At 64.2% G+C, this 22,574-nt stretch carries 22 protein-coding genes and 1 riboswitch; of the genes, 8 read left to right on the top strand and 14 right to left on the bottom strand.

The window, feature by feature from the left end; genetic code table 11:
* Positions 1 to 6 precede the first annotated feature (6 nt).
* The 13 genes from nuoK to X760_RS62320 form a co-directional block, all read right to left on the bottom strand.
* Positions 7 to 315 carry an NADH-quinone oxidoreductase subunit NuoK gene (gene nuoK / locus X760_RS62260; protein WP_023676620.1) on the bottom strand — a complete coding sequence of 103 codons (309 nt, stop codon included), beginning with the start codon at positions 313 to 315 and terminating at the stop codon, positions 7 to 9.
* A 1-nt stretch (position 316) separates the two neighbouring features.
* A complete protein-coding gene (locus X760_RS62265; protein WP_023720740.1) occupies positions 317 to 937 on the bottom strand; it encodes an NADH-quinone oxidoreductase subunit J in 621 nt (206 codons plus the stop codon).
* Positions 938 to 1,055: 118 nt separating this feature from the next.
* Positions 1,056 to 1,547: an NADH-quinone oxidoreductase subunit NuoI gene (gene nuoI, locus X760_RS62270; protein ID WP_023676622.1), complete on the bottom strand. Its 492-nt coding sequence runs from the start codon at positions 1,545 to 1,547 to the stop codon at positions 1,056 to 1,058.
* Entirely contained in the window at positions 1,547 to 2,599 is a 1,053-nt protein-coding gene (gene nuoH, locus X760_RS62275; RefSeq protein WP_023720741.1) for an NADH-quinone oxidoreductase subunit NuoH, read from the bottom strand. The genes nuoI and nuoH overlap by 1 nt, the downstream gene beginning before the upstream one ends.
* Positions 2,600 to 2,601: 2 nt before the next feature.
* Positions 2,602 to 4,683 (bottom strand): NADH-quinone oxidoreductase subunit NuoG, encoded by a 2,082-nt coding sequence (gene nuoG / locus X760_RS62280; protein WP_023720742.1) that lies wholly within the window; start codon positions 4,681 to 4,683, stop codon positions 2,602 to 2,604.
* Between the two features lie 74 nt (positions 4,684 to 4,757).
* Entirely contained in the window at positions 4,758 to 5,453 is a 696-nt protein-coding gene (locus tag X760_RS62285) for an NADH-ubiquinone dehydrogenase subunit (RefSeq protein WP_023720743.1), read from the bottom strand.
* Between the two features lie 78 nt (positions 5,454 to 5,531).
* Positions 5,532 to 6,836, bottom strand: a complete 1,305-nt coding sequence (gene nuoF / locus X760_RS62290; protein ID WP_023720744.1) for an NADH-quinone oxidoreductase subunit NuoF — start codon at positions 6,834 to 6,836, stop codon at positions 5,532 to 5,534.
* 10 nt (positions 6,837 to 6,846) lie between these two features.
* On the bottom strand, positions 6,847 to 7,902 hold the full coding sequence (nuoE, locus tag X760_RS62295; protein WP_023720745.1) for an NADH-quinone oxidoreductase subunit NuoE: 1,056 nt from the start codon (positions 7,900 to 7,902) through the stop codon (positions 6,847 to 6,849).
* A gap of 35 nt (positions 7,903 to 7,937) precedes the next feature.
* Positions 7,938 to 8,345 carry a hypothetical protein gene (locus X760_RS62300; protein ID WP_023720746.1) on the bottom strand — a complete coding sequence of 136 codons (408 nt, stop codon included), beginning with the start codon at positions 8,343 to 8,345 and terminating at the stop codon, positions 7,938 to 7,940.
* The gene (locus X760_RS62305) at positions 8,342 to 9,532 is read right to left on the bottom strand and encodes an NADH-quinone oxidoreductase subunit D (protein ID WP_023720747.1); all 1,191 of its coding nucleotides are present in this window, start codon (positions 9,530 to 9,532) and stop codon (positions 8,342 to 8,344) included. Before X760_RS62305 ends, X760_RS62300 begins: the two co-directional genes overlap by 4 nt.
* On the bottom strand, positions 9,533 to 10,135 hold the full coding sequence (locus X760_RS62310) for an NADH-quinone oxidoreductase subunit C (protein WP_023720748.1): 603 nt from the start codon (positions 10,133 to 10,135) through the stop codon (positions 9,533 to 9,535). It lies immediately after the preceding gene.
* 5 nt (positions 10,136 to 10,140) lie between these two features.
* The gene (locus X760_RS62315; RefSeq protein ID WP_023720749.1) at positions 10,141 to 10,722 is read right to left on the bottom strand and encodes an NADH-quinone oxidoreductase subunit B; all 582 of its coding nucleotides are present in this window, start codon (positions 10,720 to 10,722) and stop codon (positions 10,141 to 10,143) included.
* Entirely contained in the window at positions 10,713 to 11,078 is a 366-nt protein-coding gene (locus tag X760_RS62320; protein ID WP_023720750.1) for an NADH-quinone oxidoreductase subunit A, read from the bottom strand. The genes X760_RS62315 and X760_RS62320 overlap by 10 nt, the downstream gene beginning before the upstream one ends.
* Positions 11,079 to 11,415: 337 nt before the next feature.
* On the opposite strand from X760_RS62320, the gene X760_RS62325 reads away from it, so the two are divergent.
* The 8 genes from X760_RS62325 (at position 11,416) to X760_RS62360 (ending at position 21,827) form a co-directional block, all read left to right on the top strand.
* Positions 11,416 to 12,615: a winged helix-turn-helix domain-containing protein gene (locus X760_RS62325; RefSeq protein ID WP_023720751.1), complete on the top strand. Its 1,200-nt coding sequence runs from the start codon at positions 11,416 to 11,418 to the stop codon at positions 12,613 to 12,615.
* A gap of 29 nt (positions 12,616 to 12,644) precedes the next feature.
* Positions 12,645 to 12,849, top strand: a riboswitch (cobalamin riboswitch).
* A gap of 37 nt (positions 12,850 to 12,886) precedes the next feature.
* Complete coding sequence (locus X760_RS62330; protein ID WP_023720752.1) at positions 12,887 to 13,321, top strand: DUF1636 family protein; 435 nt, start codon at positions 12,887 to 12,889, stop codon at positions 13,319 to 13,321.
* Positions 13,318 to 14,370 (top strand): cobalamin biosynthesis protein CobW, encoded by a 1,053-nt coding sequence (gene cobW, locus X760_RS62335; RefSeq protein ID WP_023720753.1) that lies wholly within the window; start codon positions 13,318 to 13,320, stop codon positions 14,368 to 14,370. The genes X760_RS62330 and cobW overlap by 4 nt, the downstream gene beginning before the upstream one ends.
* Positions 14,371 to 14,388: 18 nt before the next feature.
* On the top strand, positions 14,389 to 18,195 hold the full coding sequence (locus X760_RS62340; RefSeq protein ID WP_023720754.1) for a cobaltochelatase subunit CobN: 3,807 nt from the start codon (positions 14,389 to 14,391) through the stop codon (positions 18,193 to 18,195).
* Positions 18,192 to 19,661: a precorrin-3B synthase gene (cobG, locus tag X760_RS62345; protein WP_023720755.1), complete on the top strand. Its 1,470-nt coding sequence runs from the start codon at positions 18,192 to 18,194 to the stop codon at positions 19,659 to 19,661. Before X760_RS62340 ends, cobG begins: the two co-directional genes overlap by 4 nt.
* Positions 19,658 to 20,311, top strand: coding sequence for a precorrin-8X methylmutase (locus X760_RS62350; protein ID WP_156948158.1), 654 nt, complete (start codon positions 19,658 to 19,660; stop codon positions 20,309 to 20,311). Before cobG ends, X760_RS62350 begins: the two co-directional genes overlap by 4 nt.
* A complete protein-coding gene (locus tag X760_RS62355; protein ID WP_023720757.1) occupies positions 20,308 to 21,066 on the top strand; it encodes a precorrin-2 C(20)-methyltransferase in 759 nt (252 codons plus the stop codon). Before X760_RS62350 ends, X760_RS62355 begins: the two co-directional genes overlap by 4 nt.
* A complete protein-coding gene (locus X760_RS62360) occupies positions 21,063 to 21,827 on the top strand; it encodes a precorrin-3B C(17)-methyltransferase (RefSeq protein WP_023720758.1) in 765 nt (254 codons plus the stop codon). The genes X760_RS62355 and X760_RS62360 overlap by 4 nt, the downstream gene beginning before the upstream one ends.
* Here the strand turns inward: X760_RS62360 and X760_RS62365 are convergent.
* Positions 21,791 to 22,573 (bottom strand): cobalt-precorrin-6A reductase, encoded by a 783-nt coding sequence (locus X760_RS62365; protein ID WP_023720759.1) that lies wholly within the window; start codon positions 22,571 to 22,573, stop codon positions 21,791 to 21,793. The genes X760_RS62360 and X760_RS62365 overlap by 37 nt on opposite strands.
* Between the last annotated feature and the right edge of the window lies 1 nt (position 22,574).

Genomic DNA, 22,574 nt, shown 5'->3' on the forward strand with positions numbered 1-22,574 from the left:
GTTCCGTCAACCCTTCATCATGTTCACGTCTTCGACCGCGATCGAGCCGCGGTTGCGGAAGAAGACGACGAGAATGGCAAGGCCGATCGCCGCCTCGGCCGCCGCGACGGTCAGCACGAACAGTGCGAACACCTGGCCGACCAGATCGCCGAGCGCCGCCGAAAAGGCGACGAAATTGATGTTGACCGCAAGCAGGATCAGCTCGATCGACATCAGGATGACGATGACGTTCCTACGGTTCAGGAAGATGCCGAACACGCCGAGCGTGAACAGGATCGCCGATACGGTCAGGTAGTGCGCGATGCCGACGACCATCTCAGACTCCTTCGCCCGTCTTGACCTTGCGGATTTCCACTCCGGTTGCCGGCGTGCGGCCGACCTGGGCGGCGATCGACTGCCGCTTGACGCCCGGCTTGTGGCGCAGCGTCAGCACGATGGCGCCGATCATGGCGACCAGCAGCACCAGCCCCGCCACCTGGAAGTAATAGAGGTAATCCGTATAGAGGATGTCGCCGAGCGCCGCCGTGTTGGAGCGCGCGGCCAGGTCCGGAATGGGCTTGGCGACCGTCGCCGCCAGTTTCGGCGCGAATGTATAGCCGCCGAGCACGACGATCAGCTCCGCCGCCAGGATCAGCCCGACCAGCGCGCCGATCGGTGCATATTGCAGGGCGCCTTCCTTCATTTCGGCGAAGTCGACGTCGAGCATCATGACGACAAACAGGAACAGCACCAGCACCGCGCCGACATAGACGACGAGCAGGATCATCGCCAGGAACTCGGCGCCGGTCAGCATGAACAGGCCGGCGGCGTTGAAGAAGGTCAGGATCAGGAACAGCACCGAATGCACGGGATTGCGCGCCGAAATGACCATGAACGCCGATGCCACCGCGACAAAGGCGAAGAGGTAGAAAAAGGCCGCCTCTAGTCCACTCAGCATGGGTTCCCCCGGGTTTCCTGTCCGAACAGGACGTTCGTCCTGTTTTTTGCCACCGCCTCCGGTCGGCAAGTTGCGTGTTCCTTAAACGAGGCCCCTCGCCCCGTCCATGCGTCAAATATCAGCGGTAAGGCGCATCCAGCGAGATGTTGCGCGCCAGCTCACGCTCCCAGCGGTCGCCATTGGCCAGAAGCCTGTCCTTGTCGTAATAAAGCTCCTCGCGCGTCTCCGTCGCGAATTCGAAATTCGGCCCCTCGACGATAGCGTCGACCGGGCAGGCTTCCTGGCAGAAGCCGCAATAAATGCATTTCACCATGTCGATGTCGTAGCGCACGGTGCGCCGCGTGCCGTCATTGCGGCGCGGGCCGGCTTCGATGGTAATGGCCTGCGCCGGGCAGATCGCCTCGCACAATTTGCAGGCGATGCAACGTTCCTCGCCGTTCGGATAGCGGCGCAGCGCATGTTCGCCACGGAAGCGCGGGCTGACCGGCCCCTTCTCATGCGGATAATTGATCGTCTCCTTCGGCGCGAAGAACTGGCGCATCGACAGGAAGAAAGCACTGACGAAATCCTGCAATAGCAGTGACTTGGCGGCCTGGGACAATGCTGACATCAGGCAAACCCCGTGATCTTGAGGAAGGCGGCGGTGGCGACCACCATGAACAGCGAGATCGGCAGGAAGACCTTCCAGNCCTTCCAGCCGAGCCGCATCAGCTGGTCGTAGCGATAGCGCGGCACGAACGCCTTCACCATCGAGAACATGAAGAACACCAGGCAGACCTTGAGCACGAACCAGATCAGCCCCGGCACCCAGGTGAACGGCGCGAAATTGAAGGGCGGCAGCCAGCCGCCAAGGAACAGGATGGTGGCCAGTGCGCACATCAGGACGACGGCGACATATTCGCCCAGGAAGAACAACAGGAACGGCGTCGAGGAATATTCGACCATATGGCCGGCGACGAGTTCCGATTCGGCTTCCACGAGGTCGAAGGGCGGACGGTTGGTTTCCGCCAGCGCCGAGATGAAGAAGACGATGAACATCGGAAACAGGGACAGCCAATGCCAGTCGAGGAAGGTATTGGGCAGGCCGATCCTCGTGCCCAGCCCATCCTGCTGCGACAAAACGATATCGGTCAGGTTGAGCGAGCCGACGCAAAGCAGCACGGTGACGATGACGAAACCGATGGAGACTTCGTAGGACACCATCTGCGCCGCCGAGCGCAGCGCACCGAGGAACGGGTATTTCGAATTGGACGCCCAGCCGCCCATGATCACGCCATAGACCTCGAGCGAGGAGATCGCGAAGACATAGAGGATGCCGACATTGACGTTGGCGATCGCCCAGCCCTCATTGACCGGGATGACCGCCCAGGCTGAGATCGCAAGCACCGCCGACACCAGCGGCGCCAGCAGGAAGACGCCCTTGTTGGCGCCGGACGGAATCACCGGCTCCTTGAAAACGAATTTCAGCAGATCGGCGAAGGCCTGCAGCGTGCCCCACGGGCCGACGACGTTCGGGCCGCGACGCAATTGCACCGCCGCCCAGATCTTGCGGTCGGCGTAAAGCACATAGGCGACGAAGATCAACAGAACGACGATCAGCACGACCGACTTCAAAAGGATCAGCAGCGCCGGCAGCACGTAGAAGGAGAAGAAGGTGTCCATGTCTACTCCGCCGCCTGCCTGAAGCCGTTCTTCGCCAAAGCCGAGCACTCGGCCATCACCGCGGAAGCCCGCGCGATCGGGTTGGTCAGGTAGAAATCCTTGACCGGCGAGGTGAAGGTGCCCTTGTTCAGCCGCCCGCCGAGCTTGGCCACCCTGGCGATGTCGGCCGGGTCGCCGGCCGCGACATGGTCGATGCGGGCAAGATGCGGGTATTCCGCATAGAGCTTTGCGCGCAATTGCGGCAGCGAATCGAACGGCAGCTTCTTGCCGAGCACATCCGACAGTGCCCGAAGGATCGCCCAGTCCTCGCGTGCTTCGCCGGGCGCAAAGCCGGCCCGGTTGGTCTGCTGCACGCGGCCTTCGGTGTTGACGAAGGTGCCCGACTTTTCGGTATAGGCGGCACCCGGCAGGATGACGTTGGCGCGGTGCGCGCCCTTGTCGCCATGCGTGCCGATATAGACGACGAAAGCGCCGCCGGTCTTGGCCATATCGATCTCGTCGGCGCCGAGCAGGAACAGCACGTCGGTCTCGCCCAGCATGCCGGCGACCTTCCTGCCGCCCTCGCCCGGCACAAAGCCGACATCGAGGCCGCCGACCCGGGCCGCCGCGGTGTGCAGCACGGCAAAACCGTTCCAGTCGGCCCTTGCGGCGTTGACGGCGACGGCGAGCTTCGCCGCCTGGCCAAGCACGGCCGCGCCGTCCGCACGCGCCAGCGCACCCTGGCCGACGATGATCAGCGGATGCGTCGCCTTCTTCAGCAGTTGGAAGAACTTGCCGTTGCCGTCGGCAAGATCCTTCAGCGATTCCGGCCCGGCGCCGAGCTGCTCGTAATCATAGCGCGTATCGCCGACATCGCCGATGACGCCGACCGGCAGATTGCCGGCCCGCCAGCGCTTGCGGATGCGGGCGTTGAGCAAGGACGCCTCGAAGCGCGGATTGGCGCCGATGATCAGCACCGCATCGGCCTGTTCGATGCCTTCGATCGTCGGGTTGAAGACATAGCTCGCCCGGCCGAGCGACGGATCGAGTGCGGCACCATCTTGGCGGCAGTCGGTGTTCTTCGAGCCGAGCGAAGCCATCAGAAGCTTCAGCGCGTAGATCTCCTCGACGGCTGCGAGATCGCCGGCAATGGCACCGATCTTTTCGGGTGCCGCATTCGACACCGCTTCCTTGATCGCGGCAAAAGCCTCGGCCCAGCTTGCCGGGGCCAGCCGGCCATCCTTGCGCACATAGGGGCGGTCGAGGCGCTGCGTGCGCAAGCCGTCCCAGATGAAGCGGGTCTTGTCGGAAATCCACTCTTCGTTCACCGCCTCGTTGGTACGCGGCAGGATGCGCATCACTTCGCGGCCTCGGCTATCGACGCGGATCGCCGAGCCGACGGCGTCCATCACGTCGATGGATTCTGTCTTGGTCAGTTCCCATGGCCGCGCCTGGAAGGCGTAGGGTTTGGAGGTCAGCGCACCGACCGGGCAAAGGTCGATGACATTGCCCTGCAGTTCCGAGGTCATGGCGCTTTCGAGATAGGTGGTGATCTCGGCATCCTCGCCGCGGCCGATCAGGCCGAGCTCCGATATGCCGGCAATCTCGGTGGTGAAGCGGACGCAGCGCGTGCAATGGATGCAGCGGTTCATGATCGTCTTGACCAGCGGCCCGATATACTTGTCTTCGACCGCCCGCTTGTTCTCGTGGTAGCGCGAGGAATCGACGCCGAACGCCATCGCCTGGTCCTGCAGGTCGCACTCGCCGCCCTGATCGCAGATCGGGCAATCCAGCGGATGGTTGATCAGCAGGAATTCCATCACGCCTTCGCGCGCCTTCTTGACCATCGGCGTGTTGGTGAAGATTTCCGGCGGCTCGCCGTTCGGGCCGGGGCGCAGGTCGCGCACGCCCATGGCGCAAGACGCCTGCGGCTTGGGCGGCCCGCCCTTGACCTCGATCAGGCACATGCGGCAATTGCCGGCGATCGACAGCCGCTCGTGGAAGCAAAAGCGCGGAACTTCCGCGCCGGCGTCCTCGGCCGCCTGCAGCAGCGTGTAATGGTCGGGTACAGTGATCTCTTTCCCGTCGACCTTGAGCTTTGCCATTTCGCCTCAAACCCCTGCGGACGTTCCGCAATCTTTCCTTCCGGACGCAGCCGAGACCGCGCACGATATTGAATTCACTTTTTGACCCCGGCCAACGCGGCCGCCTGACCGATCCAGCCGTCACGGCCGATGCGGCCCTTCAACGACAGGTAATCTTCGACCCAGGCGATCTCTTGCGGCGTCCACGCGGCGATCTGGGCGTATGTCCAGATGCCAAGGCCGTTCAGCACCTTTTCCAGTTTCGGCCCGATGCCCGATATCGCCTTGAGGTCGGCCGGCTCAGCTGGCCGGTCCATCGCTTTGGGCTGCTTGAAATCTTCCGGCATCAGCCCGGCCGAGGCATCCGATGCAACGGTGCTCGCATTCGCCAAGCTCCGCGCCGCGGTGCTCGTCGCAATGTCGGTCACGTCATTGGCGAAGGACTGCGCCTCGGCAATCAGGGTTTTGGTCGCTGCGCGCGCCTTTGTCGAGGAGCTTTTGCCGGTCGCGGAAAAGCGTTCCGTCCTGGCCTCGAAATCCTCGGCGACCGGCTGCCAAAGCCGCTGCGAAGTTTCGGCCGCGCCCGAAAGCACGCCCATCCAGATGCCAAAGGCGTGGTTGGCAAGACCGATGCCGAGTGCCGCCATCGCCGCCGCACTCGCGACAGGATGCGCCAGGAGATTGACGGCATTGGCCATCTCCTTCGGCATCATCCTGGTCAGATCCTGGTTCATCTTCAACAACGGGTCCATATCGGGCGTAAAATCGTCGGGTGTCGAAAACAGCGACATAGGTGGTCTCCTGGTCGTTTCCGTCTGCCCCGCGCTCGTTTCCTCGTCTCGGACATTCGCCCGCATTTTTGAATTCTTCTATTCTGCCGCCGCCAGCACCGGTTCGGCGCGGTGTGCGTTGCGCGAAAACTCGTCGATGCGCCGCTCCACCTCGCCGCGGAAATGTCGCATCAGGCCCTGGATCGGCCATGCCGCCGCGTCGCCAAGCGCACAGATCGTGTGGCCCTCGACCTGCTTGGTCACATCGAGCAGCATGTCGATCTCGCGCTTCTGCGCCTCGCCGCGCACCAGCCGTTCCATCACCCGCCACATCCAGCCGGTGCCCTCACGGCAGGGCGTGCACTGGCCGCAGCTTTCGTGCTTGTAGAAATAGGAAAGCCGCGCGATCGCTTTCACGATATCGGTCGATTTGTCCATGACGATGACAGCTGCCGTGCCGAGGCCCGATTTCAGGTCGCGCAGCGCGTCGAAATCCATCGGCGCGTCGATGATCTGCTCGGCCGGCACCAGCGGCACCGACGCTCCGCCCGGAATGACCGCCAGCAGATTATCCCAGCCGCCACGAATGCCGCCGCAATGCGTCTCGATCAGCTCGCGGAACGGGATCGACATCGCCTCTTCGACGGTGCACGGATTGTTGACGTGGCCGGAGATGCAGAACAGCTTGGTGCCGACATTGTTGGGCCGGCCGAAGGACGAGAACCAGGCGGCACCGCGGCGCAGGATGGTCGGCGCGACGGCGATGGACTCGACATTGTTGACCGTCGTCGGGCAGCCATAGAGGCCGACATTGGCCGGAAACGGCGGCTTCAGCCGCGGCTGGCCCTTCTTGCCCTCGAGGCTTTCGAGCAGCGCCGTTTCCTCGCCGCAGATATAGGCGCCGGCGCCATGGTGCATGTAGATGTCGAAATCGTAGCCGGAGGTATTGTTCTTGCCGATCAGCTTGGCGGCATAGGCCTCGTCGATGGCGCGTTGCAGCGCCTCGCGCTCGCGGATGAACTCGCCGCGCACATAGATGTAGGCGGCGACCGCGCCCATGGCGAAGCCGGCAATCAGGCAGCCCTCGACCAGCGTGTGCGGGTCATGGCGCAGTATGTCGCGGTCCTTGCAGGTGCCGGGCTCGGATTCATCGGCATTGACGACGAGATAGCTCGGCCGGCCGTCGCTTTGCTTGGGCATGAACGACCATTTCAGCCCAGTCGGGAAGCCGGCGCCGCCACGTCCGCGCAGGCCGCTGGCCTTCATCTCGTTGACGATCCACTCGCGCCCCTTGGCGATGATGCCGGGCGTGTTGTCCCAGGCACCGCGCGCCATGGCGCCGGCCAGCGACTTGTCGAAGCGGCCGTAGATGTTGTTGAAGATGCGGTCTCTGTCCTGAAGCATTGCTCGTTCCTCAGACCGGCTTCTTGCCGGTCGGCCGGCTCTTGTTTCCGGGCGACGGCTTGGCCGCCTTGGCGGCGGCCTTCGCCGGTTTAACCTTGGCCTCCGGCGCTTTGAAAGCAGACGCCGGCTCGGCCTTGTTCTTGGGGCCTTTGCGCTGTTTCGAGACGTCCTCGACCTGCGACTCGGCCTTGTTGGCATTGGCGGCCGAATGCAGCGGCGCTGCAACGCTCGCCGCCTTTTCCGCCGCGGGCGCGACTTTTGTCGCCGACGGCGATTTCAGCGCCGGGCTGGTCTCGACCGCGTCGGTCTTCGGCTTGCTGGCATTCGAGGGCGCAACCGGCGCCGGTGCAGGCGCGGTCGAAGCCGCAGACGGAACTGGTGCTGCGGCGGCAGTCGCCGGCCCCGCCTTGGTCGCCGCCTTGGTTTCCCGGTCGCGGGTTACCTTGAGGATCGCCTTTTCACTCTTGAGGGTCGTCAGGCCACTGGCCGGCTCTGAGGTGACGCGGCCGTTTTGCGGTCCTGGCGTCACCGAAGCACCCTTGCCGGCGTCATAGAGGTCGATGATCTCGGCAAGCCGCTCCGGCGTCAAATCCTCGTATGTGTCCTTGAAGACCATAACCATCGGTGCGTTGACGCAGGCGCCGAGGCATTCGACCTCCTCCCACGACAGCGTGCCCTTGTCGTTGGTGTGGAACTGGTCGTGATGGATCTTCGAGCGGCACACATCCATCAGCGATTCCGAGCCGCGCAGCATGCAGGGCGTGGTGCCGCAGACCTGGACATGCGCGCGGGTGCCGACCGGATTGAGCTGGTATTGCGTATAGAAGGTGGCGACTTCTAGCCCGCGAATATAGGGCATGCCGAGCATGTCGGAGATCGTCTCGATCGCCGCCTTGGTCACCCAGCCTTCCTGCTCCTGCGCCAGCATCAGCAAGGGGATGATCGCGGATTGCTCGCGCCCCTTCGGATATTTCTTGATCCACTGCTTCGCCGCTGCCGCATTCGCCCGGTTGAAGGCGAAGGAGGCTGGCTGGAGGCTGGCTTCTGCGAGACGGCGGACTGACATTTAGCGATCGACCTCACCAAAGACGTATAGGTTCGTCATCTTGCTGCGGCCTCCTTACAAAGTTTCGCCGTACCGTCGAAACATTGGAAAGTCGGCGAATTTGTCATGACAGGCGGGCAAACGCCGGATTTACCAGCCAAGCGAGCAACAAGCCGCGCGAACCCTGTTTTGCCGGAAGCGGCTGCCGATACCTCCGCCTTAGAGAAACTCGCGCCATCCGGCGCTGCGACGCTACACTCGCATGTATCTCTCTTGAAATAGAAAGCATCGACATCGGCGGATTCTGCTGTCGCACTTTCTTGCATGCCAAGCGTGACGTAGCTCAGCTTGAAGTGCTGCTTCACAAGATCGGAAGCATCGATAGAGGCTCCGCACTCGATTGCATATGCAGGGTGCATTGCGACAGCAATGACGATTAACGTGAGGCTCAGAATGCGATTCACCGATCGACCTCACCAAACACGATGTCGAGGGAGCCGAGAACGGCGGTGACGTCGGCCAACATGTGGCCGCGGCACAAAAAGTCCATCGCTTGCAGATGCGCAAAGCCGGGGGCGCGCAGCTTGCAGCGGTAGGGCTTGTTGGTGCCGTCGGAGACGAGATAGACACCGAACTCGCCCTTCGGCGCCTCGACCGCGGCATAGACCTCGCCGGCCGGAACGCGGTAGCCTTCGGTGTAGAGCTTGAAGTGATGGATCAGCGCTTCCATCGAGCGCTTCATCGCCGCGCGCTTCGGCGGCACCACCTTGCCGTCGAGGTTAGACACCGGCCCGCTGCCCTCCTTACCGAGCAACAGGTCGACGCACTGGCGCATGATTTTCGCCGACTGCCGCATCTCTTCCATACGCACCAGATAACGGTCGAAGCAGTCGCCGTTCTTGCCGATCGGAATGTCGAAGTCCAGCTCGGCATAGCATTCGTAGGGCTGCGATTTGCGCAGATCCCACGGCGCACCCGAGCCGCGCACCATGACGCCGGAAAAGCCCCAGGCCCAAGCGTCGGCCAGGGAGACGGTAGCGATGTCGACATTGCGCTGCTTGAAGATGCGGTTGCCGGTCAAAAGCGCGTCGAGGTCGTCGACCGACTTCAGGAACGGGTCGATCCACTTGCCGATGTCCTCGATCAGCTTCTGCGGCAGGTCCTGGTGGACGCCGCCCGGCCGGAAATAGGCCGCGTGCATGCGCGAGCCCGAGGCGCGCTCATAGAACACCATCAGCTTTTCGCGCTCGACAAAACCCCAGAGCGGCGGCGTCAGCGCGCCGACATCCATCGCCTGCGTCGTCACATTGAGGATGTGCGACATAATGCGGCCGATCTCGGAGTAGAGAACTCGAATAAGCTGCCCGCGCTTCGGCACCTCGATACCGAGCAGCCGCTCGGCGGCGAGCGCAAAGGCATGCTCCTGGTTCATCGGCGCGCAATAGTCGAGCCGGTCGAGATAGGGCACGGCCTGCAGATAAGTCTTGTGCTCGATCAGCTTTTCCGTGCCGCGATGCAAAAGCCCGATATGCGGATCGACGCGATCGACGACTTCTCCGTCAAGCTCCAGCACAAGGCGCAAAACGCCATGCGCAGCAGGGTGTTGCGGGCCGAAATTGATATTGAAGTTGCGAACGGAGGTTTCAGCCATTTACTGCTTTGCCTTCTCATCTCCCGGAAGCACGTAATCCGTACCTTCCCACGGAGACAGAAAATCGAAATTGCGGAATTCCTGCTTGAGCTCGACCGGCTCGTAGATGACGCGCTTGGCTTCGTCGTCGTAGCGCACCTCGACGAAGCCGGTCAGCGGAAAGTCCTTGCGCAGCGGATGGCCCTCGAAGCCGTAGTCGGTCAGGATCCGGCGCAGATCGGGATGGCCCGAAAACAGCACGCCATAGAGGTCGTAGGTCTCGCGCTCGAACCAGTCCGCGCCGGGATATATGCCGGTGATCGACGGCACCAGCGTCTCTTCGTCGGCCTGGACCTTGATGCGGATGCGGATATTCTGCCTCGGCGACAGCAGGTGATAGACCACGTCGAAGCGCTTTGCCCGCGACGGATAATCTGCGCCGCAAACGTCGATGATCGAAATGAACTGGCATTTCGGGTCGTCGCGCAGGAAGGTCACCACCTCGATCAGGTCGCGCGGCTCGACCGAGATAGTGAGTTCGCCATAGGCGAGCACCGCTTCGCCGATCCGGCCGGTCAGCTTCTCGCCAAGATAGGTCGAGAGGTCATTCAACGCCTGGGTCATGCCGCTCACCGTTCGATCGTGCCGGTGCGGCGGATCTTCTTCTGCAGCAGAAGGATGCCGTAGAGCAGCGCTTCAGCGCTCGGTGGGCAGCCGGGCACGTAGATGTCGACCGGCACGATGCGGTCGCAGCCGCGCACCACCGAATAGGAATAATGATAATAGCCGCCGCCATTGGCACAGGAGCCCATCGAGATGACGTAGCGCGGCTCCGGCATCTGGTCGTAGACCTTGCGCAGCGCCGGCGCCATCTTGTTGGTCAGCGTGCCGGCGACGATCATGATGTCGGACTGGCGCGGAGACGCGCGCGGCGCGACACCGAAACGCTCGCTGTCGTAGCGTGGCATCGAGGTGTGGATCATCTCGACGGCGCAGCAGGCGAGGCCAAAGGTCATGAACATCAACGAGCCGCTGCGCGCCCAGGTGATCAGCGCCTCGGTCGAAGTGACGAGAAAACCCTTGTCGGCGAGTTCGTTGTTGATCTCCAGGAAGAACGGATCATCCTCCCCCACCGGTCTGCCGGTGTTGGGGTCGATGAGGCCCTTGGGCTTCGGCGCGACGAGCGTGCCGGAACTGTCGTTCAATCCCATTCCAGCGCTCCTTTTTTCCATTCATAGGCAAAGCCGATGGTCAGCACCGCCAAAAACACCATCATCGACCAGAAACCGAGCATGCCGATCTGACTGAACGACACTGCCCAAGGAAACAGGAAGGCCACCTCCAGATCGAAGATGATGAACAGGATCGACACCAGGTAGAAGCGGATGTCGAACTTCATGCGGGCGTCGTCGAACGAGTTGAAGCCGCACTCATAGGCGGAAAGCTTTTCCGGATCGGGGTTGCGGTAAGCCACCAGGAACGGTGCGGCGAGCAGCGCCAGGCCGACGACCAGCGCCACGCCGATGAACAGGACGATGGGCAGGTACGAACCTAAAAGTGCGTTCATGCTGCAGTTTTCCGTTGGCGGCCAATCCACTCTGATTACAGCACCGGACCCACTTGCGGAAGCGTGACAGATTAACCACTGAACCGTTTTAAGGGGGCTCTATGCTGCAACGCGGCGAGGGTTAGCGCAGCGCTTTCGGCGAAGCAAGTCAAACCTTGTTCAAATCGCGGTGCTGGACGGCATATCCGGGAAAACTGGTCCGATCCGCTCCTGTTTGATTTCCTTCACTTTTCACTCCACTTTTCTCTCCTGACATAGATGCCGCCAAAACCTTGCTAGCATGGGGGCGGAATCGCAGGTCATTTTCTCTGTCTAACATCGTCCGGATACCGCCTTCATGAAAGAAAAAATCTCGCTTGCCCTGGCCCGTCGCATTGCGCTTGCGGCACAGGGATTCAATGACCCGCGCCCCAGCGGCACGCCTGACCGCCGGCATCTGGCCCGGGTGCTTGCACGTACCGGCCTGCTGCAGATCGATTCCGTCAGCGCCGTGGTTCGCGCCCATTATATGCCGCTCTATTCGCGGCTTGGCCCCTACAAGCTGGCGCTGCTCGACGACGCCGCGGTGACACGCAAGCGCATGGTCTTCGAATATTGGGCGCATGAAGCCTCGTTCCTGCCCGTCGAGACCTATCCGCTGATGCGCTGGCGCATGCGGCGGGCCGAGCGCGGCGAGGAAATGTACAGCGGACTGGCAAAATGGGGGCGCGAGCACGCCGCCTACATTGAGGACATCTATCGCGAGGTCGCTGAACGAGGCCCGATCGCGGCGTCGGCTTTCGAAGGCCAGAAGGGCTCGGGCGGCTGGTGGGGCTGGAGCCATGCCAAGCATGCCTTCGAATGGCTGTTCTGGGCGGGCCGCATCACCACGGCGCACCGGCGTGGTTTCGAGCGGTTCTACGATCTGCCGGAGCGCGTGCTGCCGCCAACGGTACTCGCTTTGCCAGTTCCGTCCCCCGCGGACGCCCACCGCGAACTGCTGCGCATCTCCGCCCGCGCCCATGGCGTCGCCACGGCGGGCGATCTGCGCGACTATTTCCGCCTCTCGCCCGCCGACATCAAGGGCCGCATCGAGGAACTGGTCGAGGCTGGCGACCTGTTGCCGGTGAGCGTCGAAGGCTGGAGCAAAACAGCCTATCTCCACAAGGACGCCCGTTTGCCGCGCAGGATCGAGGCGCGCGCCTTGCTTGCGCCGTTCGATCCCGTCGTCTTCGAGCGGTCGCGCACCGAGCGGTTGTTCGACTTCCACTACCGCATCGAGATCTACACGCCGGCCGAAAAGCGCCAGTATGGCTATTATGTGCTGCCGTTCCTGCTCGGCGACAGCATCGTCGGGCGCGTCGACCTCAGGGCCGACCGCCCGGCCGGCGTATTGCGCGTCCATGCCGCCTATTCGGAGCCCGGCGCCCCGCCGCAAACTGCCGCCGCCCTTTTCGAGGAATTGAAGCAGATGCAGGGTTGGCTCGGGCTCGAGCGCATCGAGGTGACGGCTGCCGGCGACCTCGGCCAGCCGCTCGCAGATATCGCCGCGTCATAGACGTGCGTTGACACGACTGCCTTCACAAGCCTAAATCCGTTCCAGACGGTCCCCTGCCCGCAACGGCAAGGGCCAAGAGGGAATGCGGTGCGAAATCTCGATTTCAAATCCGCGGCTGTCCCCGCAACTGTAAGCGACGAGCCAAGGCCGAAAACCACTGGGATATTCCCGGGAAGGCGGCACCCAGGCGATGACCCGCGAGCCAGGAGACCTGCCGTCTAGGACATAAGAATCCGATCGCCTGGCGGGTTTTCCGGGCAAGGAGCCTGATTTGGAACGCGACAGCAGTTTTCCGGCTGAGACAGCGGATTTATTGTCCGGCCATGGTGATTCCCCGGCCGGCGTTACCGTCATCGTCTGCTCGTCCTGCCGTGACGAGACCGGTTCGGACGCTTATCCCCGCGCCGGCGAACTGCTCGCCGAGCACACGCGCCGCGCCGCTTCCAGCGAAAACATTAAAATCCGCACCGTCGAATGCCTCGGCAATTGCAAGCGCCGGCTCAGCGCCGCGATGCTGCGCGACGGCTGCTGGAGCTATGTCTTCGGCGACCTGACCACGACCAGCGGCACCGATCTGGTGACGGGGGCAAAGCTGTTCGCTACTTCGACGGACGGCCTCATTCCGTGGCGCGGCCGTCCCGATTGCCTGAAGCGCGGCTTGGTTGCCCGCATCCCTCCCCTCGACCTTTTGAAGGACTTGATATGACTTCCCCAGATTCGGCCGCCAACGTTTCGCGCGTCCCCTGCACCGTCGTCACCGGCTTTCTCGGCGCCGGCAAGACGACGCTGATCCGCCATTTGCTCGAAAACGCCAAAGGCAAGCGCCTGGCCATCATCGTCAACGAGTTCGGCGATATCGGCATCGACGGCGAGATCCTGAAGGGCTGCGGCATCGACACTTGCCCCGAGGAAAACATCGTCGAGCTGGCCAATGGCTGCATCTGCTGCACTGTCGCCGACGACTTTGTCCCCGCGCTCGACCAGATCCTGTCGCTGACGCCGAAGGTCGACCACATCCTGATCGAGACGTCCGGGCTGGCCCTGCCCAAGCCGCTGGTCCAGGCCTTCCAGTGGCCGTCGGTGAAAAGCCGCGTCACGGTCGATGGCGTCATCGCCGTCGTCGACGGGCCGGCGCTGGCTGATGGCCGCGTTGCCAACGACATGGACGCCCTGCAGGCGCAGCGCGCGCAGGACGAGACGCTCGACCATGACGATCCTGTCGAGGAGGTGTTCGAAGACCAGCTCGCTTGTGCCGACCTGATCATCCTGTCGAAGAGCGACCTGCTGGACGCAGCCGGCGCGGCGCGCGCCAATGCCGTCATCGGCAAGCATGTTGCGCGGGCGGTGAAGATCGTGCCGACCTCGCAAGGCAAGGTCGATCCGTCGGTGCTGCTCGGCCTTGGTCTCGCCGTCGAGGACGACATCGAGAACCGCAAGACCCATCACGACGACGAGCTCGACCACGAACATGACGACTTTGACTCGTTCGTCATCGACATTGCGTCGGTGTCCGACCCGGACGAGCTGGCACAACGCGTCGCCACGGCGGCGGAGGAAGAAAACGTATTGCGCGTCAAGGGTTTCGTCGACGTCGGCGGCAAGCCGATGCGGCTCTTGCTGCAGGCCGTCGGTCCGCGCGTCAACCACTATTACGACCGCGCCTGGACCGCTGAAGACGATCGTCGCTCGCGCCTCGTCGTCATCGGCCTGAAAGGGCTGAACCGCCCGGCGATCGAGCGTATCCTCGCCGGCTGATCCCAGGTACGAGCCGCGATGCACATCCTCACCACCACATCCGCCTCGCTCGACGATCTCGCCGAGCCTGTCGATCTCAGGCAAACGCCTGCGGATGTCGTGGCGCTGTCCTTCACCGACAGCGACCTCGCCGGGCTGGCGGCGGCGTGGAAGGCAGATGCGGACCGCCTGCCGTCGATGCGGCTCGCCGCCTTGCGCGACCTGCGCCACCCGATGTCCGTCGACCTCTGGATCGACAGCGTCGCCCGCCACGCCAAGGTCGTCCTGGTCCGCATCCTCGGCGGTTACGACTGGTGGCGCTACGGCTGCGACCAGCTTGCCGTTGTCGCGCGAAATCGCGGTATTAAGCTGGCGCTCCTACCGGGCGAGAGCCACGACGAGGATTTGCGGCTGATCGAAGGCTCGACGCTGCCGCGCCAGGAACTTGATGGTCTGCTCGACTATTTCCGCGAAGGTGGCCCGGCGAATATGACGGCGCTGGTGCAGAGGTTGGCAAGTCTCGCCGGATCGGGTGCGGCGGTCGCTGAACCTGTCAGCGTGCCAAAGGCGGGATTTTACGAGCCGGGACGCGGCGTTATAGAAAGAATGGACTTATCAAGCGTCGGCATTCCTTCGCGCCCCCCTCTGTCCTGCCGGACATCTCCCCCACAAGGGGGGAGATCGGCTGTCACTGACCGTCTCGCGACTTCTGCAACATCGAACATTGACGAAGGCGACGATGACCAGGCGATCTCCCCCCTTGTGGGGGAGATGTCCGGCAGGACAGAGGGGGGCGCGACGGAACGCAGCCTAAACCTACCGTCCGCCGAACCCGCCCCCATCATCCCCATCCTGTTCTACCGCTCGATGCTGCTCGCCGCCGATGTCGCGCCCATCGATGCGCNCGCCCCCATCATCCCCATCCTGTTCTACCGCTCGATGCTGCTCGCCGCCGATGTCGCGCCCATCGATGCGCTTGTCGAGGCGCTCGGGCAGCGTGGCATAGCGCCGGTCCCCATCTTCGTCTCCAGCCTCAAGGACGCGGCATCGCTCGCCTTTGTCGAAACCGCGTTTGCCGCGCTGAACCCTGCCGCCATCATCACCGCCACAGCTTTCGCCTCGGGCGCCGAACCCGGCGTCGAGACGCTGTTCGACCGCGCCGGAGTGCCGGTGTTCCAGGTCGTCGTCGCGACCACCCGCCGCGACATCTGGCAGAACAACCAGCGCGGCCTGGCGCCCGCCGACCTTGCCATGCATGTCGTCCTGCCCGAGCTCGACGGCCGCATCCTGGCCGGCGCCATTTCCTTCAAGAGCGAAAGCGAGATCGATCCGGCATTGGCCTTCCGCGCCTTCGCCAACCGGCCAGAGCCTGACCGCGTGGCGCAGGTCGCGAACCGTATCGAGGCCTTCGTGCGTCTGCAGCGGACGCCGCGTGCGGAGCGCAAGCTCGCCATCCTGATCCCCGACTATCCGAGCGCGCCCGGCCGCACCGGCTATGCCGTCGGTCTCGACGTGCCGTCCAGCGTGCTGGCGATGCTGCACGACCTGAGCGAACAGGGCTACGCCGTTGAAGGGATTCCGCAAACGCCGCGTCAGTTGCTGGAGGTGCTGGAGCCAGCCGACCAGGGACTGGCTTTGCAGGATTATCTGACCTTCTCGAAGGAATTGCCGCCGGCGGCCATCGCTGCGGTGGAGGCCGCATGGGGGAATACGGATGATGAGACAGGTTCGCGCGAGGCACCCCCCTCTGTGCTGCCGGACATCTCCCCTTCGAGGGGGGAGATTGCGCTGTTGTCTCTGCTTTCGCCAACTACCAAGGGCGTTAAGGGAGAGCCGGCAGCCGAACTGCCAATCTCCCCCCTTGAAGGGGAGATGTCCGGCAGGGCAGAGGGGGGTGTCCAAGCGCCCACCACCGCAAAATTCCCCTTCCGCGCCGCCACCTTCGGCAATATCACCGTAGCCCTCGCCCCTGATCGCGGGCGCTCAGCCGACCGTCGCGCCGACTATCACGACCCGACACTGCCGCCGCGCCATGCACTGATCGCCTTTGGCTTGTGGCTGCGTAAGTCGCTCGGCATCCATGCAATTATCCATGTCGGCGCCCACGGCACGCTGGAGTGGCTGCCCGGCAAGACCGTGGCGCTCAGCGAAAACTGCTTTCCCGAAATCGTCACCGGCCCCCTGCCCGTCATTTATCCTTTCATCGTCTCCAACCCCGGCGAGGCAGCACAAGCCAAGCGACGCATTGCCGCCGTCACGCTTGGCCATCTGCCGCCGCCGCTGACCGGCGCCGGGCTGGACGAAGAGCAGCATAAACTCGAGCGACTGGTTGACGAATATGCCCAGGCCGACGGGCTCGACCGCCGCCGCCGCGACCGCCTGGCGAAGCTGATCGTCGAGACTGCGGAAAAGACCGGCCTCGCCTCAGAGGCCGGCGTCGCCAGGACCGACGCAGCCGACGAAGCCTTGCGCCGCATCGACGCCTGGCTCTGCGATCTCAAGGATTTCGCCATCAAGGACGGCCTGCATATCTACGGTCGCTCGCCTGAGGGCGAAACCGATCCTTTGCGCGAGCAGAGTGCGGCAGCCGAGAAAGTAGCACTCATCGCGGCCCTCGACGGCCGCCATGTCGCCGCCGGTCCGGCCGGTGCACCGGCGCGTGGCCGGCGCGATGTGCTGCCCACCGGCCGCAATTTGTTTACCGCCGACCCACGCACCATGCCGACGCCGACCGCCTATGATCTGGGCAAGGTGGCAGCGGAAGAAGTCGTCCGCAGCTACATGCAATCGCATGGCGACTGGCCGCGCTCGCTGGTCATCGACCTCTGGGGCTCGGCCTCGCTGCGCACCGGCGGTGAGGAGATCGCGCAAGGCCTGGCGCTGATGGGCTGCCGGCCGCAATGGGATTCCGCCACCGGCCGCATCACCGGCATCGAGGTGCTGCCGCCGGCAACGCTCGGCCGCCCGCGCGTCGACGTCACCTGGCGCATATCCGGCCTGTTCCGCGACATGTTCCCAACCCAGATCGCGCTGATCGATGCCGCCGCCAACGCCGTCGCGACCCGCGACGAGGACGATTCGGAAAACCCGCTGGCGGCGAGAACCCGTGCAGACGGCAAGATCAGCCCGCGCATATTCGGCACCTCGCCCGGCACTTACGGCGCCGGCATCGAGGACTTGCTATCAAGCGGCGACTGGGCCGCGCGCGAAGAGATCGGCCGCGCCTATCTCGCCGCCACCTCGCATGCCTATGGCGGCGCCGAGGGCGAAGGCATTTCGGCGCCCGGCGCTTTTGAGGGCCGCATCGCTGAGGCCGACCTTCTGGTTCATACCGGCGACGATCCCGGCCGCGACATCCTCGAAGGCTCGGCCGACGTCGCCTTTATCGGCGGCTTTTCGGCAGCGCTTGCCGCGCTCGGCAAAAACGCTGACGTGATCGTGCTCGACACCACGGATCCGCAAAAGCCCAAGCCACGCTCGGTTGGGGACGCCGTATCCCGCGTCGTACGGGCACGCGCCGTCAATCCGCGCTTCATTGCCGGCCAGATGCGCCACGGGCCGCGCGGCGCCTCGGAATTCGCCGAGACGGTCGACCGGCTTGTCGGCTTTGCCGAGACCACTCATGCCATATCTGGCGCGCTGATCGAGGCCGTGCACGACGCCTATCTCGGCGACCCCGTTGTCCGCGCCTTCATCCTGCGCGAGAACCCGTCGGCGGCGAAGGTCATGGCCGAACGTTTCATGTCGGCACGACGGCGCGGTCTGTGGCATCCGCTGCGCAATTCGATCGATGACGATCTCGCCGCACTGATTGCCGAAGCCCAGGCGCTTGGGGTGGCGGCATGAACGCTTTCTCCCGACGCAGCGCCTGCCCTGCTTTGTCGGCACCGATGCAAACCGGCGACGGGCTGCTGGTGCGGCTCAATCCGGTCGCTGGAGGACTGTTGCCGAAGTCGTTGATCGGACTCTGCGAATCCGCCCTGCGCCACGGCAACGGCATTATGGAAGTGACCGCCCGCGGCAGCTTGCAGATACGCGGCCTGACGCCCGAAAGCGCCCGGCTGCTGGCGATGGAGGTCGATGCGCTGGGTGTTGCCGTTCGCACCGGCGTGCCGGTCGAGACTGGTCCGCTGGCCGGGCTCGACCCGCAGGAAATCGCCGATCCGCGCCCGCTAGCGGAGCGGATTCGGGCGGCAATCGAGGACGCCGGCGTCACGCAGCGTCTTGGCCCGAAGGTCTCGGTGATTGTCGACGGTGGCGGACAGCTGACCTTGGATGCAGTGACGGCCGATGCCAGGCTGGCTGCGGTGCGGACCGATGCGGGGACGCAATGGCAGGTGGCTATCGCCGGCGGCGGTCAGACTGCGACGCTACTCGTCATGGCCGAGGAAGATGCGGCCTGCGACATCGCCGTTGCGATCCTAAGGATGGTTGCCGAAAAGGGGCGCGATGCCCATGCGCGGGATTTGACAGAAAGACAGCTGAGATCTCTGGCAAATTGGCGATCCTTCGCGCCCCCCTCTGTCCTGCCGGACATCTCCCCCACTTGGGGGGAGATTGCGCCCTCATCTCAGCTTTCGCCAATCGATAAGCATGCTAAGAGTGAGCCACCGGCGAAGCTGCCGATCTCCCCCCAAGTGGGGGAGATGTCCGGCAGGACAGAGGGGGGCGCGAAGGATCGCCGGCCCATCGGAGTTTTCGACTTGGCTGCAGCCGGAACCGCCCTCGGCATCGGCCTACCCTTCGGCAGCATGCCGGCGAACCAGATCATCGCTCTCGCGCAGAGCGCGCTGGCCCTTGGCGCCACCGAAATCCGCCTGGCGCCGGGCCGCGCGCTGGTTTTCCTCGGCCTCGCGCCAGCGGCCTGCCCGCCGCTCCACCAAGCCGCCGCAACCCTCGGCTTCGTCACCGACGCCGCCGACCCGCGCACCAGGATCGCCGCTTGCCCGGGTGCTCCCGCCTGTGCCTCCGGCCGCATCGCGACGCGCGAAATCGCCGAGACCATCGCCGTGGAAAACCGCGACATCTTCGATTCTTCCTTGACGCTGCACATCTCCGGCTGCGCCAAGGGCTGCGCCCATCCCGGTCCGGCGGCGCTGACATTGGTCGGTAGCGAAAACGGAGCCGGACTTGTCGTGGACGGGACGGCTAAGATGTTTCCTGCCGGATACAGGCCGGGCGATGACGCCTCGCGCGGCATCGGCGGCATTGCAGCGGCAATCCGCAGAAAACGACTTCGAGGCCAGACTGCCGCCGCCTGCCTTGCAAGGCTTGGCACGGCCGGCGTCGTCAAAGCTTACCGACAGGAATGAGCATGCCCGCCCAGAACCCCATCACCTACGACTATATTCATGATGGCACAGCGATCTATGAGCGCTCCTTCGCCATCATCCGCGCCGAGGCCGACCTGTCGCGCTTTTCCGAAGCCGAGGCCGACGTCGCTATCCGCATGATCCATGCATGCGGCCAGGTCGAGGCTGCGCGGCATTTCGTTTTCTCACGCGATTTCGTCGCCGCTGCGCGCACAGCGTTGAGCGCCGGCGCGCCGATCTTCTGCGACGCACAGATGGTCTCGCATGGCGTCACGCGCGCGCGGCTGCCGGCCGGCAACGAAGTGATCTGCACGCTGCGCGATCCGCGGACCGCCGACATCGCGAGAAAAATCGGCAACACCCGCTCGGCCGCGGCGATCGATTTGTGGGGCGAGCGCATGGCCGGTTCGGTCGTCGCCATCGGCAATGCGCCGACCGCCCTGTTTTATCTGCTGGAAAAGCTGCGCGATGGTGCGCCGAAGCCGGCGGCGATCATCGGTATGCCGGTCGGGTTTGTCGGTGCCGCCGAATCGAAGGATGCGCTGGCCGAAAATTCCTATGGCGTGCCTTACGCCATCGTGCGCGGCCGGCTGGGCGGCAGCGCCATGACCGCCGCCGCACTCAACGCACTGGCGAGGCCGGGCCTATGAATGCGATCGCAAGAGGTCGGCTGGTCGGCGTTGGCACCGGTCCTGGCGACCCAGAACTCTTGACGCTGAAGGCAGTGCGCGCGCTGGCGGAGGCCGATGTCGTTGCGCATTTCGCCAAGCGCGGCAACAACAGCAACGCGCGTGCCATCGTCGGAACCCATTTTCGCCCTGATTTGATAGAGTTGCCGCTGCTCTATCCGGTGACCACCGAGATCGACAAGGATCATGGCGACTACCGCTCGCAGATCACGGATTTCTACGAGCAGTCGGCCGAAAAGGTTGCCGAGCATCTCAGCGCCGGCAGGATGGTTGTGGTGCTCTCGGAAGGCGACCCGCTTTTCTACGGCTCCTACATGCATCTGCATGTCAGGCTGGCGCATCGCTTTCCGACCGAAGTCATTCCCGGCGTCACCGCCATGTCCGGCTGCTGGTCGGCGACCGGCCTACCGATCGTCCAGGGCGACGACGTGCTGACGGTGCTGCCGGGCACCATGAGCGAATTCGAGCTGACGCGCCGCCTCGCCGACACCGATGCCGCCGTAATCATGAAGGTCGGCCGCAACTTGCCCAAGATCAGGCGTGCGCTGGAGGCGACCGACAAGCTGCCGCGGGCCATCTATGTCGAGCGCGGCACCATGCCGGGCGGCGTCTCGATGCGGCTTGCCGACAAAAAGGACGACCAGGCGCCTTATTTCGCCATCGTGCTGGTCGCCGGCTGGTCGGGGCGGCCAAGCGCATTGGGAGCCGAAGCATGAGCGGCCGCCTGACCGTCATCGGCCTGGGGCCTGGCAACGCCGACCAGGTGACGCCGGAAGCGAACCGGGCCGTCGCCGAGGCGAAATTCTTCTACGGCTACAAGCCTTATCTTGACCGGCTTGATCTGCGTCCCGACCAGATTCGCGTCGCTTCCGACAATCGCGAGGAGCTAGCGCGCTCCAGGGACGCGCTGCTGAAGGCTGCGGAAGGCCACAATGTCGCGGTCGTATCGGGCGGCGATCCCGGCGTCTTCGCCATGGCGGCGGCCGTCTGCGAGGCGATCGAGGCGGGGCCGGTCGAGTGGCGCGCGGTCGACATCGCCATCGTGCCTGGCATCACCGCCATGCTCGCCGTCGCCGCCCGCATCGGCGCGCCGCTCGGCCATGATTTCTGCGCCATCTCGCTGTCAGACAATCTGAAGCCGTGGGATTTGATCGAGCTGCGCCTGCTGGCCGCGGCCGGCGCCGGCTTCGTCATCGCGCTCTACAATCCGATCAGCAAGGCGCGCCCCTGGCAACTCGGCCGCGCCTTCGAATGCCTTGCCGCGATCCTGCCGGGCACCACGCCGGTGATCTTCGGTCGCGCCGCCGGCCGTCCCGACGAGCGCATCGAAGTTTTCTTGCTGGCGGAAGCCGATGCGCAAAATGCCGACATGGCCACCTGCATCATCATCGGTTCACCGGAAACCCGGATCATCAAGCGCGGTGAAAAGCCAGCGCTGGTCTATACGCCACGGTCGGCAGCGGGCCCAAGAACATGACCGACCAGAAAATGATCGACCATCGCGGCAAGAGATTCGACCGTCTCAGCCGACGTGACGTCCGGCAACGCCGGCCTGCGGATCATGACCACCTCGATGCCGAGCGCCCGCGCTGCGGCGATCTTGCCGTAGGTCGCTTCGCCGCCGCTGTTTTTGGAAACGACGACATCGATGCGGTGCTCTTGAAGCAGCGAGTGTTCGTCCGGCTCCTGGAACGGCCCGCGCGCCAAGAGATAGGTCGCGTCGGGCACAGTAAGTCTTGGTTCGACCGGATCGACGCTACGGATGAGATAGTGGTGCTGGGGTGCAGCCTCGAAGGCAGTGATCTCCTGCCGTCCGAGCGCCAGGAACACGCGGCGCTGCGCCGATCCCAGCGCCGTCACCGAGCTGGTAACACCGTCGACCAGCGTCCACTGGTCACCTTCGGCAGGCTCCCAGCCTGGGCGCTTGAGCGCAACGATCGGCACGCCGGATCGGCGCGCTGCTTCCGCCGCATTGGCGGAGATCTGCGCCGCATAGGGATGCGTGGCGTCGATCAGCAGGTCGACGTCCGTCTCGTGGAGATACAACGCCAGCCCGTCGACGCCACCAAAGCCGCCAACCCGCACCGGCACGCCTTGCGCGGCCGGGTTTTCAGTGCGGCCGGCCAGCGAAAGCGTAATCGCGAGATCGGAGCGCACCGAGAGTATTCCGGCCACCTGCCGGGCTTCGGTGGTTCCGCCGAGGATCAGAATGCGGTGGGTCATC

Source organism: Mesorhizobium sp. LSHC420B00 (genome assembly GCF_000503055.1).
Lineage (GTDB): Bacteria > Pseudomonadota > Alphaproteobacteria > Rhizobiales > Rhizobiaceae > Mesorhizobium.